This window comes from Paenisporosarcina sp. P5_A11, assembly GCF_056400705.1.
The window spans coordinates 118,177-130,924 of sequence record NZ_JBFUKT010000001.1; the positions used below are offsets into that span (position 1 = coordinate 118,177).

14 protein-coding genes and 1 riboswitch are annotated in these 12,748 nt (G+C 37.7%); of the genes, 2 read left to right on the plus strand and 12 right to left on the minus strand.

The genetic code is table 11. The annotated features are described in order from the left end of the window. Positions 1-5: 5 nt before the first annotated feature. The 9 genes from AC1DOS_RS00635 to flgB are packed head-to-tail and all read right to left on the minus strand — an operon-like array spanning position 6 to position 7,786. Complete coding sequence (locus tag AC1DOS_RS00635; RefSeq protein WP_477536003.1) at positions 6-1,352, minus strand: flagellar hook-length control protein FliK; 1,347 nt, start codon at positions 1,350-1,352, stop codon at positions 6-8. Further along, positions 1,349-1,816: a flagellar export protein FliJ gene (gene fliJ, locus AC1DOS_RS00640; protein WP_477536004.1), complete on the minus strand. Its 468-nt coding sequence runs from the start codon at positions 1,814-1,816 to the stop codon at positions 1,349-1,351. Before fliJ ends, AC1DOS_RS00635 begins: the two co-directional genes overlap by 4 nt. Beyond that, positions 1,813-3,135, minus strand: coding sequence for a flagellar protein export ATPase FliI (gene fliI / locus AC1DOS_RS00645; protein WP_477536005.1), 1,323 nt, complete (start codon positions 3,133-3,135; stop codon positions 1,813-1,815). Before fliI ends, fliJ begins: the two co-directional genes overlap by 4 nt. Further along, positions 3,116-3,913, minus strand: coding sequence for a FliH/SctL family protein (locus AC1DOS_RS00650; RefSeq protein ID WP_477536006.1), 798 nt, complete (start codon positions 3,911-3,913; stop codon positions 3,116-3,118). The genes fliI and AC1DOS_RS00650 overlap by 20 nt, the downstream gene beginning before the upstream one ends. Next, positions 3,906-4,919, minus strand: a complete 1,014-nt coding sequence (fliG, locus tag AC1DOS_RS00655; protein ID WP_477536007.1) for a flagellar motor switch protein FliG — start codon at positions 4,917-4,919, stop codon at positions 3,906-3,908. Before fliG ends, AC1DOS_RS00650 begins: the two co-directional genes overlap by 8 nt. Positions 4,920-4,930: 11 nt before the next feature. After that, the gene (gene fliF, locus AC1DOS_RS00660) at positions 4,931-6,571 is read right to left on the minus strand and encodes a flagellar basal-body MS-ring/collar protein FliF (RefSeq protein ID WP_477536008.1); all 1,641 of its coding nucleotides are present in this window, start codon (positions 6,569-6,571) and stop codon (positions 4,931-4,933) included. Positions 6,572-6,603: 32 nt separating this feature from the next. After that, the gene (gene fliE / locus AC1DOS_RS00665; RefSeq protein ID WP_108585670.1) at positions 6,604-6,900 is read right to left on the minus strand and encodes a flagellar hook-basal body complex protein FliE; all 297 of its coding nucleotides are present in this window, start codon (positions 6,898-6,900) and stop codon (positions 6,604-6,606) included. Between the two features lie 26 nt (positions 6,901-6,926). Next, entirely contained in the window at positions 6,927-7,382 is a 456-nt protein-coding gene (gene flgC / locus AC1DOS_RS00670; RefSeq protein WP_477536009.1) for a flagellar basal body rod protein FlgC, read from the minus strand. Between the two features lie 5 nt (positions 7,383-7,387). Beyond that, positions 7,388-7,786 (minus strand): flagellar basal body rod protein FlgB, encoded by a 399-nt coding sequence (gene flgB, locus AC1DOS_RS00675; RefSeq protein ID WP_477536010.1) that lies wholly within the window; start codon positions 7,784-7,786, stop codon positions 7,388-7,390. A gap of 84 nt (positions 7,787-7,870) precedes the next feature. Next, positions 7,871-7,957: riboswitch (cyclic di-GMP riboswitch) on the minus strand. Between the two features lie 225 nt (positions 7,958-8,182). On the opposite strand from flgB, the gene AC1DOS_RS00680 reads away from it, so the two are divergent. Both AC1DOS_RS00680 and AC1DOS_RS00685 read left to right on the plus strand, forming a co-directional pair. Then, positions 8,183-9,040, plus strand: a complete 858-nt coding sequence (locus tag AC1DOS_RS00680) for a flagellar hook-basal body protein (RefSeq protein ID WP_108585673.1) — start codon at positions 8,183-8,185, stop codon at positions 9,038-9,040. A 14-nt stretch (positions 9,041-9,054) separates the two neighbouring features. Then, a complete protein-coding gene (locus AC1DOS_RS00685) occupies positions 9,055-9,897 on the plus strand; it encodes a flagellar hook-basal body protein (RefSeq protein WP_477536011.1) in 843 nt (280 codons plus the stop codon). 156 nt (positions 9,898-10,053) lie between these two features. On the opposite strand, the gene flgL is transcribed toward AC1DOS_RS00685, so the two are convergent. Genes flgL through AC1DOS_RS00700 form a run of 3 tightly spaced genes read right to left on the minus strand, consistent with a single transcriptional unit; the run spans position 10,054 to position 12,729 of the window. Further along, positions 10,054-10,938, minus strand: a complete 885-nt coding sequence (gene flgL, locus AC1DOS_RS00690; protein ID WP_477536012.1) for a flagellar hook-associated protein FlgL — start codon at positions 10,936-10,938, stop codon at positions 10,054-10,056. A gap of 22 nt (positions 10,939-10,960) precedes the next feature. Beyond that, complete coding sequence (flgK, locus tag AC1DOS_RS00695) at positions 10,961-12,220, minus strand: flagellar hook-associated protein FlgK (RefSeq protein WP_477536013.1); 1,260 nt, start codon at positions 12,218-12,220, stop codon at positions 10,961-10,963. Positions 12,221-12,243: 23 nt separating this feature from the next. Continuing rightward, entirely contained in the window at positions 12,244-12,729 is a 486-nt protein-coding gene (locus AC1DOS_RS00700; protein ID WP_108585677.1) for a flagellar protein FlgN, read from the minus strand. Between the last annotated feature and the right edge of the window lie 19 nt (positions 12,730-12,748).

Consider the following 12,748-nt stretch of genomic DNA (forward strand, 5'->3'; position numbering starts at 1 on the left):
TTTTACTAGATTGTATAATCTACTTTCATCATTCCATTTACCGCATGATTGCGTATGACTGCTACTTCTTCTTCGAGTTGTTGATATCCGTGTTTATTCCGTGCCGCGGTTCCTTGCTTTTGCTGCTGTGAAAAGCGTTGGTCGGGATGTGCGTTTTGTTGTCCAAACGATTGGGAAGAATGCTGTTGCGATATTTCAATTTTCTCAATCGTTATCCCTTGCTGAAGCAGTGAATTTCTCAACTGATTTACTTGAAGGTCTAACGCTTCTTTTGCTACTAAGCTGCTAGTAAAAATCTGAGCTGCAATCTTTCCATTTAATTCGGTTATACGAATATCTAAATGTCCGAGATGTTCAGGAAAGATGTTCACTTTTATTTGCGAACCTTCCCCATTCCCATTTAAACGAAAAGAACTGCGAAGTACTCCGCCTAACTCTTCAATAAGATTAGTCATGCGGACCGTAGGAGCTGGTACATTCGTTTCTGTCCGTCCCCCTGCCTGGCTTGACTTTGTTGTATCAAGGGCTGTACCACCAGTTAATGTTTGGCTAATCCCTTCGGTTTGAATTGTTTCTACTGACAGTCCACCATCACTTGTCTGTTGGTTAACGGTACTCCCAGTTACTTGTAGAGAGGTATCTACATTTATTACATTACTTTGTCTTGTTTCTACTAGTTGTGTGTAACTTGCTAGTTCTTGAGTAGTACTATTCATTTGCTTTAGAGCTTGATCTAATTGTTCTAATTGCTGAAACGAAGTTTGTTTCCCTGCAGTTTGCTGTTCTGCTGCAAGCTGCTGGATAAAACCGACTAATTGTTTAAACACCTGATCAAGCTTTTTAGGGTCCGCGAAAATATTTTTCTCTTCTACCCCCACAATTTCCGAAACATCTTCGAATTTTATAATAGATGAATTTGACATAAGCTCTTTAAGCTCTAGCTCAACCTGTTGAATTAAGTTCACAAGCTTTTCTTGAGCTGAATTACTTGCCGTACCCTTTTCTAGGCTGGACTCATTAACTTGAAGCTGTTCTTCTATTTGTATCGTTTGATTGGATAACATCTGTATGATTGCATACATCATCTCTTGTTGTTCAGGAGACATAGATTCTTTTGGTAGATCTTGCATGATTTGCAACACATCTTCAAGTTTTTCTAGCAGTTCTTCTTGCGAAGTTTCAGTTACTACTTCTTCACTTGCAATTTGGCCATCGACAGTTATGGATTCAAACAACTGTGCAAAATTCACGGCTTCTTTTGCTGAAGTACTATCAGTTTTTTGATTGAAAGCCTTACTTGTTAGAACCACTGGTGGTTGGAAAGACATATTCAATGCGTCTATTGAATTCACCCTCTTTCAGCTAAACTAACTTGGGATGTTCGATAAAATCTCGTGCTTGCCAGCTCATCAAAAAAATTCTGTTCTGCCACTTTGCTACGTTCTACATACATAGTAAGTTCTTGTTGTTTTAAATTACCCCAGGTTTTTTCTTCTTGAGCCTTCATTTGTAAATCGCTTTGTGTTTTCGTCACATTGTTTTGCAAATGCAGAAGCTCTCGATTAGACGATAACAGTAAGTCTTGAAGTTGATGAATATAAGTTTCTAGCATCCTTAATTCCGAGATATTAACTCCATCTTCTTGCTTATCTTTTTTTAAACGTTCAGCATCCATTATTTTGTTATAGATTGCTTCTTTTTTTCGGTGTCCTACTTCTTCCAATTTGATGGCATCCGCCATTTGGATTTGTGCAAAGTCTTTTTCAATTTCTTTTAAATCTAATATTTTTTGAAATCGGAAGTTAAATTGTGTCACGAATAAGTTCCTCCAAATTGCGCCGATAGACGTTGAATACTCTCTTCCAGTTTGGTCTTTTCATAAATATCTTGTTGTAAATATTCTTTCATAAGTGGATGTGAAAGGATGGCATCATCTATCTCTTTGTTTGCACCACTTTTATAGGCTCCAATGTTTATCAGGTCTTCCGCTGAATCATACGCAGCTAACAATCTTTTAAATTCTATAGCTGCCTTTTGGTGTTCTTCAGACACCACTTCATGCATGACTCGGCTAACGCTTGACATAATATTTATAGCTGGGAATTGTCCTTTTTGAGCAATTTTACGATCTAACACAATATGTCCGTCGAGAATTCCTCGAACAGCGTCAGCAATCGGTTCATTCATATCATCGCCATCAACTAATACCGTATAAAAAGCGGTAATTGAACCCTTACTTGACGTTCCTGAGCGTTCTAATAGTTTCGGAAGCATGGCAAAAACACTTGGCGTATATCCTTTACTCGTGGGAGGTTCACCAACCGCAAGTCCGACTTCCCGCTGTGCCATTGCAAAACGTGTAACGGAATCCATCATTAACATGACATTTTTTCCTTGGTCACGAAAATATTCTGCAATTGCTGTTGCTGTCAATGCTCCTTTAATACGCTGCAATGGAGTCTGGTCAGAAGTTGCTGCAACTACAACAGATTTTTTCAGCCCTTCTGGGCCTAAATCACGTTCGATAAAATCACGGACTTCTCTGCCCCGCTCTCCAATTAGCGCGATTACGTTTATATCGGCTTCCGTATTGCGGGCGATCATACCCATTAATGTGCTTTTGCCAACACCACTACCTGCAAAAACACCTATTCTTTGCCCTTGTCCAACTGTCAACAACCCATCAATGGCTCGTACACCTACTTCTAATGGCTTTTCTATTCTTGGTCGTTGTAATGGATTCGGAGGCGTGTTATTGGTTGAGTATTTTGTTAAGCCTTTTGGTAGAATGCTTTCATCTAACGGTCTCCCCGTTCCATCAAGGATTTTCCCTAAGATAGACGGTCCAACCTTTATTTGAAGAGGAAATCCAGTTGCGACAACCAGGCATCCAGGTCCAATTTGCGAAACATCCCTTAGCGGCATTAGTAAAATTTTATTTTCTTTAAAGCCCACTACTTCCGCTTCAATCGGCTTCTCATAATTGTTAGGGTACAAGAGACATATTTCTCCGATTTTTGCATACGGTCCTCTTGATTCGATAGTCAAGCCAATGACTTGAATCACTTTTCCATGCTTTTTAATCGGTTCAATTTCTTCTAATAGCGCAAGGTAATCATCTTGCCTTAGGTTCATCGTTTGTCTTCTCCTCACAATAAGCGAGTAAGTGCTTTTTAATTTCTTTTAGTTGACTATCAATCGTGACATCATAAGATCCACTCGCGGTGTGTATCATACAACCACCTTTTGCAAGACTAGCAACAGGAATCAGTTTCAACTCTGATTCTGCTCTGACATACGTTTTAATTTCCTCTAAAAAAGGTAATATTATTGGATAATCTTCCGGTGAAACATGCATCACGACGTCTTCAGATTCTTCAATTTGTTTTAAAGCATGCTTTACGACGTTTAATAATTGTTCATCATGTTGTTTTAATTCTTCTTTTATCACTTTTTCAGCAACTTTTACGCTGAGAGACAGTAAGAATGATTCGGATTGTTGTACAATTTTCGCTTTTTCTTCATAAGCTGTTTGGATTAAATCATGCATTTCCTGTCGCTTTTCACGAAATTCCTCTTCCACTTGAAGAAGACCTTGATTAGTTCCTGCTTGAAATCCCTGTGCAGATGCTTCTTCTGCCAATCTTCGAGCTTCTTGCTTTGCTTCTTCTTGCTTCTCATGCCACCAATTATCGATATCTATCTGTGCATTTTCTTGATCTATCTTTATTTGCTTTTGCAACTGACTGTACTTAGCCTCTAATATTTCTACCTCAAGCATCAAATGTTCTTTCGTTTGTCCATGATCTATTTCTTGTTCGATAGAATCCAATCTCTTGTTTTCTATTTTTTTTGTTTTAATAATTTTCTTTTCAACTGATGGAATATGATTGAAACGAAAAACATTAGACAATTATTTCATTCCCTTCGCCACGGGCAACAATAATTTCACCTTTTTCTTCTAAACTTCGAATCAAGGTAACGATATTTGTTTGTGCATTTTCTACATCTTTTAATTTCACAGGACCCATCAATCCGATTTCCTCATTGATCAGTTCAGCTCTTCTAGTCGACATATTGCGATAAATAACATCTTTCACATCTTCACTTGCTACTTTTAATGCGTATATTAAATCTGCATCAATTACTTCACGAATAACTCGCTGAATTGAACGAGTATCTAAATTCACGATATCTTCAAATACAAACATTCGTTTCTTGATTTCTGCTACAAGCTCTGGTGTATCGAGTTCCAATTGAGAAAGGATTGCTTTCTCCGTTCCTCTATCCACATTGCTCAAAACCTTAACAATTGCTTCTACTCCACCAGTCGCTGTGTAGTCTTGAGCCCCTGTTGCTGAAAGCTTTCGCTTAAGAATTTGCTCGACTTGGTGTATTACCTCTGGAGAAGTACTTTCCATTTGCGCAATTCTTCGAACCACTTCTGCTTGTTTTTCAGGAGGTAGCTGAGAAAGAATTTGCGATGATTGCTTAGAATCTAAATAAGAGAGTACTAGTGCAATGGTCTGTGGATGCTCATGTTGTAAAATATTTAAAAGTTGCTTTGGATCAGACTTTCTAGCAAAATCAAATGGTTTTACCTGTAATTTGTTCGACAAACGCCCGATTGTATCCATCGCTTTTTCTTTTCCTAAGGCTTTTTCAAGGACTTCTCTTGCATAAGCCAAGCCGCCTTCATTCATATAGTCCTGACCAAGAATCATTTCATAAAACTCATTGATTACCTGTTCTGTTTGACCCTTTTTTAGTTGTCGAACATTAGAAATTTCCATCGTTAGTCGATCTATTTCTTGTTCAGTTAGTTGTTTAAATGCTTCAACAGAGACTTCCGGCCCCAAGCCAACTAACAATACGGCTACTTTTTGTAATCCTGTTAACTCTTTTGTCTGTTTAGCCATGTGTCACTCTCCTAATCTTCTGACATCCATGTCCGCAACAATTTCGCAAAATCTTCTGGTCTTCCTTTAGCAAGCTTTTCAATTGTTTTCCGCTTAGGATTTGCTTTTGTATTAAATTCGGATAAATCCATTTCTTCATCCTCATCTGTTCTAAGCGTAGATAAAGGTGGTTCAAACATTTCATATTCGAATTCTTCCTCAAGTTCCTCGCGTTTTCTTTTACGAATTACAAATACAATAATAAGAACGATTAAGATAACCAGAGCAAGCCCAACACCGATAAAGATGAGAACATAGTTGGGAATATTATTAATATTTAATAACGATTCTTCCGGTTCTCCACCATTTACAATCGTTTTACCTTGAAATTCAGTTGCAAATACGGATATCCGGTCATCAAGCTCCTCGTCTGTAACTTGGTTGCCATTCATACTTAATGATGTACTTACTGTATTTTTCAAAAGATTACTAATATCTGCTATATTTTGCTGTGTTAAACTTTCCAAATCTTCAGGGTTAGGAGGCTCGACACCAACATTAATCGTAATATCATCAATAACATACGGACTTAATTCTATTTGGCGATTAATCCTGTTTACTTCGCGGTTAATTCGATCTTCTGTTTTTTCAGATTCACTATTTCCGCCTCCATCAACACCTGGGTAGTTGGCAATTTCGGTCTCCCCTGTGCCTGTCGTATMATCAATTGCAACACCTTCGCTAGAATAGGTATCTACAATTCGTTCAACGCTTATATCAATACCTTCATTGGTTTCTTTATTGACCGGTTCAACTAGATTTTCTTCTCGCTTTTCTTTCGTAAAATCAATACTTGCCATGACTGACACGACTACTTTGTCACGACCAAGAGTTAAACCAAGCATTTGTTGCAATTCACGTTGAATATCTTTTTCAATATCCTTTTTTATTTCTCGCTGTTGCTGATACATAGACAATGCTGTATCAGTCTGGTTTTCATCTTGTATTTCAAAAACCTGACCATTTTGATCCATAATGACAATTTGTTCAGGCGGTAAATTAGGAACACTTTTACTAATCAAATGATAAAGACCATTAATTTGTTTTGGATCTAGTTGGAAGGTTGGATCACCTTTTACAACAACAGATGCAGTTGCTACTTGTTCTTCATCTGTAATCCAGACATTTTCTTTTGGAAGGGTAATCATCACGTTTGCTTCCGTTACTCCATCAATTTGCTTAATTAAATCAGCAAGTTCATTTTGCATCGCATCACGCTCAACTACATCAAAATGACGATYCGTCATTCCTAATCCCATATTTTCACTAAAAATACTGTAGTTCACATTCCCGCTTTTCGGTATTCCATCAGCTGCTAAACTCACCTTTAAATTGGCAATTTCTTCGTTAGGAACACTAACTGCCTTGCCATCTGACGAAATCTGCACAGGAATTCCCTGTTCTTCGATAGCCGTTTTAATTTCACCAGCCTCAGCTGGAGATAAATTAGTATATAGCGCTGCATAGCTTGTCCGAGAACTAAAAAACACAATAATAGAAAGTAATAAAAGAGTTGCTACAAATGTACCTATAATTGACCATTTTGTAGCTTTAGAAAAACTTCCCCATGACTCTGTTAATTTATTTTTATAAACCAGTAACTTCTCTTTCATTTATCCTTCATCCTTCACCCTAATTACAGGAATCATAATTGCATTCTCATTACTTCTTGGTATGCTTCCACAACTTTATTGCGTACTTGTACAGTAAGTTGCAAAGAAAGACTTGCTTTTTGTGAAGCAATCATCACTTCATGGATATCTTTTACTTCACCTGTTACTAATTCGTTAGTCAGTTTATCTGATTGATTCTGTGCAGATTTCACTTCTTCAAGCGTTTGTTTAAATATTTCACTAAACCCTTCTACCTTATTTTCAGGCTTCAATTTTGAAATCGATTGATTTTGAATAAATGGGGTTTGAATCTGGCTCAGTTTGTCCATAGTACACTCCTTAACAATCTCTTAAATTACTTGCCAATCTCTAAAGCTTTCATAAACATATTTTTCGATGCGTTTAATGCCGTGACATTTGCTTCATAAGAACGTGTTGCAGACATAAGATCCACCATTTCCTTGATTGGATCAACATTTGGCGAGCGAACATAACCATCCTCATCCGCATCGGAATGTGTTGGATCATAGGATAATGTAAATGGAGTTTGGTCCTCTTTAATTTTCGATACCTTTACTCCTGACACATGTGAAGATTCCTTATTCATCATGGACTGAAGTTGTTGTTCAAATGGGGATACCCCACTTTGTGATAATTCCACTGATTTTCGACGATAAGGGACCCACTCGCCATTCACAAGCTGAGCACGAGTCGTATTTGCATTGGCAATATTTGAAGATACAACGTCCATTCGCATACGATTGGCTGTCAATCCAGAAGCACTAATATTAAAACCATTAAATAAACTCATCACTGCTATCTCCCATCGATTACTGTTCGCAAACTATTAAATTTCCCATTTACTCGTTCCGTAACCGCGTTATACCATAATTGGTTTTTTGCCAACTCTGCCATTTCATAATCCATATCCACATTATTTCCGTTCGGATTATATTGTGTAGAATTATTAGTCTTTATGGTTGGATTGAATTGTTTAGTTTCACTGCTAAAAGATAAATGATCAGCACTTGTTTTAAAACTAGAAATGCCTGGATTATTCATGGCAGTATTCAAAACTGTTTGAAAGCTAACTTGCTTACTCTTGTAATTAGCCGTATCCACATTTGCGATGTTAGCTGAGTGAACGCGCTGTTTCAATGAAGCAGTTGATAATGCCTGCTCTAAAGACTGAAATGATTGAGGAAATATATTCATTCTTGACCCCCTGATTTTATTGAAAATGGCCATAAAAAAAACACCCTAAAGAAAAAGGTGGACTTTACGTTCAAGTCTCCATTTTTCGGCAACCCGGCTACCATACAGAAAAATTTTTTAGGCCCGTGGCTTTGCGTCCTTATCTTTCGAATAAGTTTGCTATTGTCGATACGATAAAAACTTTCTTACTTTTCAAACAAATAATTCGTGGTTTTTCGACATAATTATACCAAAATATACTAACACTTTAACACAGTTTTCTGAATATGTGTGACTTTTTACTAAAAATATATACTTTAATTACCATTTTATTTTTGATTTTTCTATATTTAGCCATTATATAATGTTATGCTAATTTAAAATCATCTAAGTGTGTTTTGAAAGGAAGAAAAAGTAATGTTTCGGGGTTTATATACTGCCACATCTGGAATGATGGCACATAATAGGCAACAACAAATTTTGACAAATAATTTAGCAAATGCGAATACACCTGGATATAAACAGGATTTAAGTGTTTTGCGTGCATTTCCTGCTCAATTGATAAAGGCTATGGAAAAAGGGTACACCATGGACAATGGGACTAATGTACCTTCTGGACAAAACACCATCGGCACATTAAATACAGGCGTTTATACACAAGAAGGAATTCCATCCTTTACTCAAGGGGCATTAAGAGAAACGGGAAACACAACGGACTTTTCACTTCTTACTGAGTCTTTACCAATTAATCCAGATACACAGGAAAAGGGTACAGTAGTCTTTGCTGTTAGACTTGATAATAACGAAGTTCGCTATACACAGAATGGACAATTTACAGTTGACGACGCCGGATACCTGACAACGGCTGAAGGTCACAAAGTGTTAAATCAAAACTTGCAACCCATTCAAGTAAATTCAAAAGAATTTAAGGTCCTTGATAATGGACAAGTCGTCTTAGAAGACGGAACCACAACAAATCGCCTGTGGCTCGGATACACTCCCGATCCTAAACAATTTGTAAAAGAAGGACAAGGCTTGATGCGTTGGGGTGGGAATGTGCAAGGTACACCACAGTTTGTAGATAATGTAGCTTTGCTAAATAATACAGGTCCCTTAGTTAAACAAGGTTTTGTTGAACAATCCAATGTTGATTTGACCCAAACGATGACGGAAATGATGAGCACATATCGTGGCTTTGAGGCGAATCAAAAAGTTATACAAGCCTATGACCGCAGTATGGAGAAAACAGTAAATGAAATCGGCCGGATTTACTAAGGAGGTTATTACACATGAATATCCAAATGAATTCTGCTACAACTTCGATGCGTGAACTACAGAAAAAAATTGACATTATCTCAAACAATATTTCTAATGTGAATACCACTGGCTATAAACGTCAGGAAGCAAATTTTTCTGACGCCCTTGTCCAATCGATCGAAAAACAATCAGGATTGCAGCACGAAGTTGGACGAAGTACACCGAATGGTTTACGTGTAGGATCTGGTGCCTTCATTTCTCAAACTACTCTTCGGACAGAACAAGGATCGATTCAGAAAACAGATCGTCCGCTTGATTTTATGATTCAAGGTGATTCCGGCTTTTTCAGAGTAGCTTCAGAAGGCAATACTTACTATACAAAAGATGGCTCATTTCAATTGCAACCAATCCTAAATTCAAACCGAGTAAACTTAGTGACATCTGTAGGAGATTCGGTTCTCGATAGCAATAATCGTCCAATTTCCTTTGATGGAGATTATGATGCAATTAAGGTTGATGAAAATGGAACTCTAGAAATATCCTACAAAGATTCTGCCAAACAACCTACTCAAATTCAATTAAGTATAGCGGAGATTAACCGTCCAAACTTGCTTGAAAAAATTGGCGGTAATCGATATCAACTTCCTGGAACAGAACAACAGCAAGTAGCAAATGGCACCCTACAAATTGTAAACTTAGCGGAGCAAAATAATCGCTCAATCAGAATTAATCAAGGTTCTCTCGAGATGTCAAATGTTGATTTGACTGAAGAAATGACAGAATTAATTTCGACGCAACGATTGTTTCAATCACAAGGAAGAGCTATTTCATTCGCTGACGATATGATGGGCTTAGTTAATACGATAAAAGGATAGAAAAATCTCAGTCTGACTTTTCGGCCTCGACGTCTGAAAAAATGGTATTGACGTGTAAAAAAAAAACTCGACGTCTGAAAAAGTGTCGTTGACGTCTGAAAAAATCATTACAAGCACAAAAAAGGAGCAAATGCATAGCGCATTTGCTCCTTTTCTCTATCTTAAAAAGTCCATTAAACTTGGTTGAATGATTTTTGCTGAAGCTGCAAGAGTTGCTTGATAAATACTCTCTTCACTTTTCAATCTCGTAATCGCTTCTGCATAATCAATATCTTCTATTTTTGATAACATGGATTTAAGTTCAAGATTGCTATCTTTTATACGATTTCCAACTGCTTCAACACGATTTTGCCTAGCTCCAGCTTCCGCTTCAGTAGATAACATTCGCTCAATCCCTTTATCGATTTGATCTATAGAGATATCATTACCAGAACGAAGTCCTTCAGAGAGATTGTTTAATGTTTGAAACAAATTGGCATCATCTTCAGCATTTCCAAACAACTTATCAGCTGTCACATTCGCTTGAACAACTACTCCATCTGCAATGGTAAATGATTTGGCACCAGTATCAAACGGATTAGTTTTATAGGAATCTTTTTCAGGGAACGGAGCTTCCTTCGTTTTTTGTCCATTAAACAAATAGTTGCCATTTACTTTTGAATTGGCAAATTGTCGAACTTGCTCGGTTAATTCTTCTACTTCTGATGCTATAACCGATTTATCATGATCTGATAGTGTATCAGTATTTCCTTTAACCGCTAATTCACGTACCCGTTGCATAACATTGACCATGTCATTAATGGTTTGATCCGTTTCATCTAGCCACAAGGTTGCTTCATTCGTATTTCGTTCATATTGTTCATTTGCAGCTAGTGCACTTTTCAGGTTCATCGCCTTACTTACACCGTTCGGGTCATCCGAAGGTCGGTGAAGTTGTTTGCCTGATGAAACTTGGTAATTGGCTTTTTCCAATCGACTCAAGTTTTGATTCATATGACGCAATGAATTTTGATGTATCATCTGTTGCGTAACTCTCATCATCAATTCCTCCAATACCTCATGATCAACGTGCAGCCATACGATTAATAATCGTATCCAGCATTTGATCTGTGGTTGAAATCATTCTAGCTGCAGCACTATATGAATGCTGATACTTAATTAAATTCGCCATTTCTTCATCAAGCGAAACGCCCATTACCGATTGACGATGACTTTCGGTAGCCATTAAAGCAGCCTCGTGATTTGCAACCGAATTCATAGCAGCTTGGCTTTCGGCTCCAAGTTCGCCGACAAGAGATTGGAATGAATCTTTAGCATTCTGAGGATTACCAGTCTGATTTAAAACCGGTGGATTGTCTTTGTTAAGCGTAGAATTAACTTTAAGATTAGCAATCGAAAAATTATTACTATCTCCGATAAATAAATTCCCTCCAGCTGTAGCAGGAGTTGCAGACATCCCAGTTGCCACTGCAAACTCTTTGACCGTTTCGTTCAATTTGTTTTGGTAATTAGCAACGATGGTCAGTGATTCATTGATACCAGCCAATTTCCCACCGGTAATATTACTATTAGCATCAATATTTGACACATTTGATCCATCTACAAGAGAAGTTCCGTCACGCAAGGTGATATTATAAACTCCGTTTGCTTGTTCGTTTACTTTGATGGGAACAAGTTCAGATAGCTTTTCGACCAGCACATCTCGCTTATCAAGTAAATCATTCGATTGTGAACCGTTGCGTTGAATACTTGTATTCAATTCGGCAATCTGTGTCAAATAGCCGTACGCTTCGTCCATGGTTACAGTTAACTGTTGGTTTAAATCATCTTTTACATTTGTAATCGCTTTGTCCATTGACTGAGCCGTTTCTACAAATGCTTCTGCTCGCTCTTTAAGAACCGCCTGTGCGGATGGGCTGTCTGGTTCATTCGCTAGGTCTTGCCACGCACCAGATAATTGATCCATTGAAAAACGAAGTCCAGTTTTGCTTGGTTCATTGATAGCCGTTTCAAGACGGTCCAACGACTGTTGTTTAACTGACCATTGTCCAAGTGTTCCTGCTTGGTCTCGGTATTGTTGATCTAAAAAGCGGTCTCTCACACGGGTAATTGAGTCTAGTGATACTCCGGAGCCCAGCTGACTCGGATTAACTGCACCACTTGTCCAAACGTTTAATGACGGTGAAGCAGTTGCATTTACTTGTTGGCGTGAGTACCCTCTTGTATTCGCATTGGCAATATTATGACCTGTTGTTGCGATACTTGCTTGACCAACATTTAAACCGCGTTTTCCAAGCTCTAATCCGTGAAATGTTGAAACCATATATATCCCTTCTCCCTACTCAATTAAGCTTTTGTATCGAAAAAGCCTTGACTACTTGTTAATGATTTTTGTTGACCTATCGGGGATTGATAATTGAAATGTTGTTGTTTTGACTTTGTAACTTGTTCAATCATATGTTGAACAAAGCTCATAGAGTCTGTAAGGAGTCTCTCATTTATTTTATTTTTTGCTTGTAGCTCTACCATAAGCTGCTGTAATCTTTCCAGTTGTGATTGTAATTTGCTTCTTGTACTATCACATGGAAGTTGTTCTACAAATTGACTAAAGCTAAGTGATGGATGCTTTTGTAGCAAGATCTCGACCAACCGTTCACGTTCATTATCTAGGTCATTAAGTTGCTTTACTACCTTTGTTTCTTCTTGCACCAGCTTATTTAACTCGTCAACTTTTCGCTCTATTAATACTGTTGTCTTTTTTTCGGCAAAGTTAATAAGTTGATTTTGTATGCTAATCAATTCATCTAGCGTCGTGACGATTAAATGAAGCACCCGGCACCCTCCTCTTTTA

Coding starts and splice junctions, on each gene's coding strand:
- flgB (WP_477536010.1), bottom strand. CDS start 7,786: ATGAATATATTTCCTCAATCATTTCAGTCTTTAGAGCAGGCATTATCA.
- AC1DOS_RS00685 (WP_477536011.1), top strand. CDS start 9,055: ATGAATATCCAAATGAATTCTGCTACAACTTCGATGCGTGAACTACAG.
- fliG (WP_477536007.1), bottom strand. CDS start 4,919: ATGGCTAAACAGACAAAAGAGTTAACAGGATTACAAAAAGTAGCCGTA.
- fliE (WP_108585670.1), bottom strand. CDS start 6,900: ATGGACAAACTGAGCCAGATTCAAACCCCATTTATTCAAAATCAATCG.
- flgC (WP_477536009.1), bottom strand. CDS start 7,382: ATGAGTTTATTTAATGGTTTTAATATTAGTGCTTCTGGATTGACAGCC.
- AC1DOS_RS00680 (WP_108585673.1), top strand. CDS start 8,183: ATGTTTCGGGGTTTATATACTGCCACATCTGGAATGATGGCACATAAT.
- flgK (WP_477536013.1), bottom strand. CDS start 12,220: ATGGTTTCAACATTTCACGGATTAGAGCTTGGAAAACGCGGTTTAAAT.
- flgL (WP_477536012.1), bottom strand. CDS start 10,938: ATGATGAGAGTTACGCAACAGATGATACATCAAAATTCATTGCGTCAT.
- fliI (WP_477536005.1), bottom strand. CDS start 3,135: ATGAACCTAAGGCAAGATGATTACCTTGCGCTATTAGAAGAAATTGAA.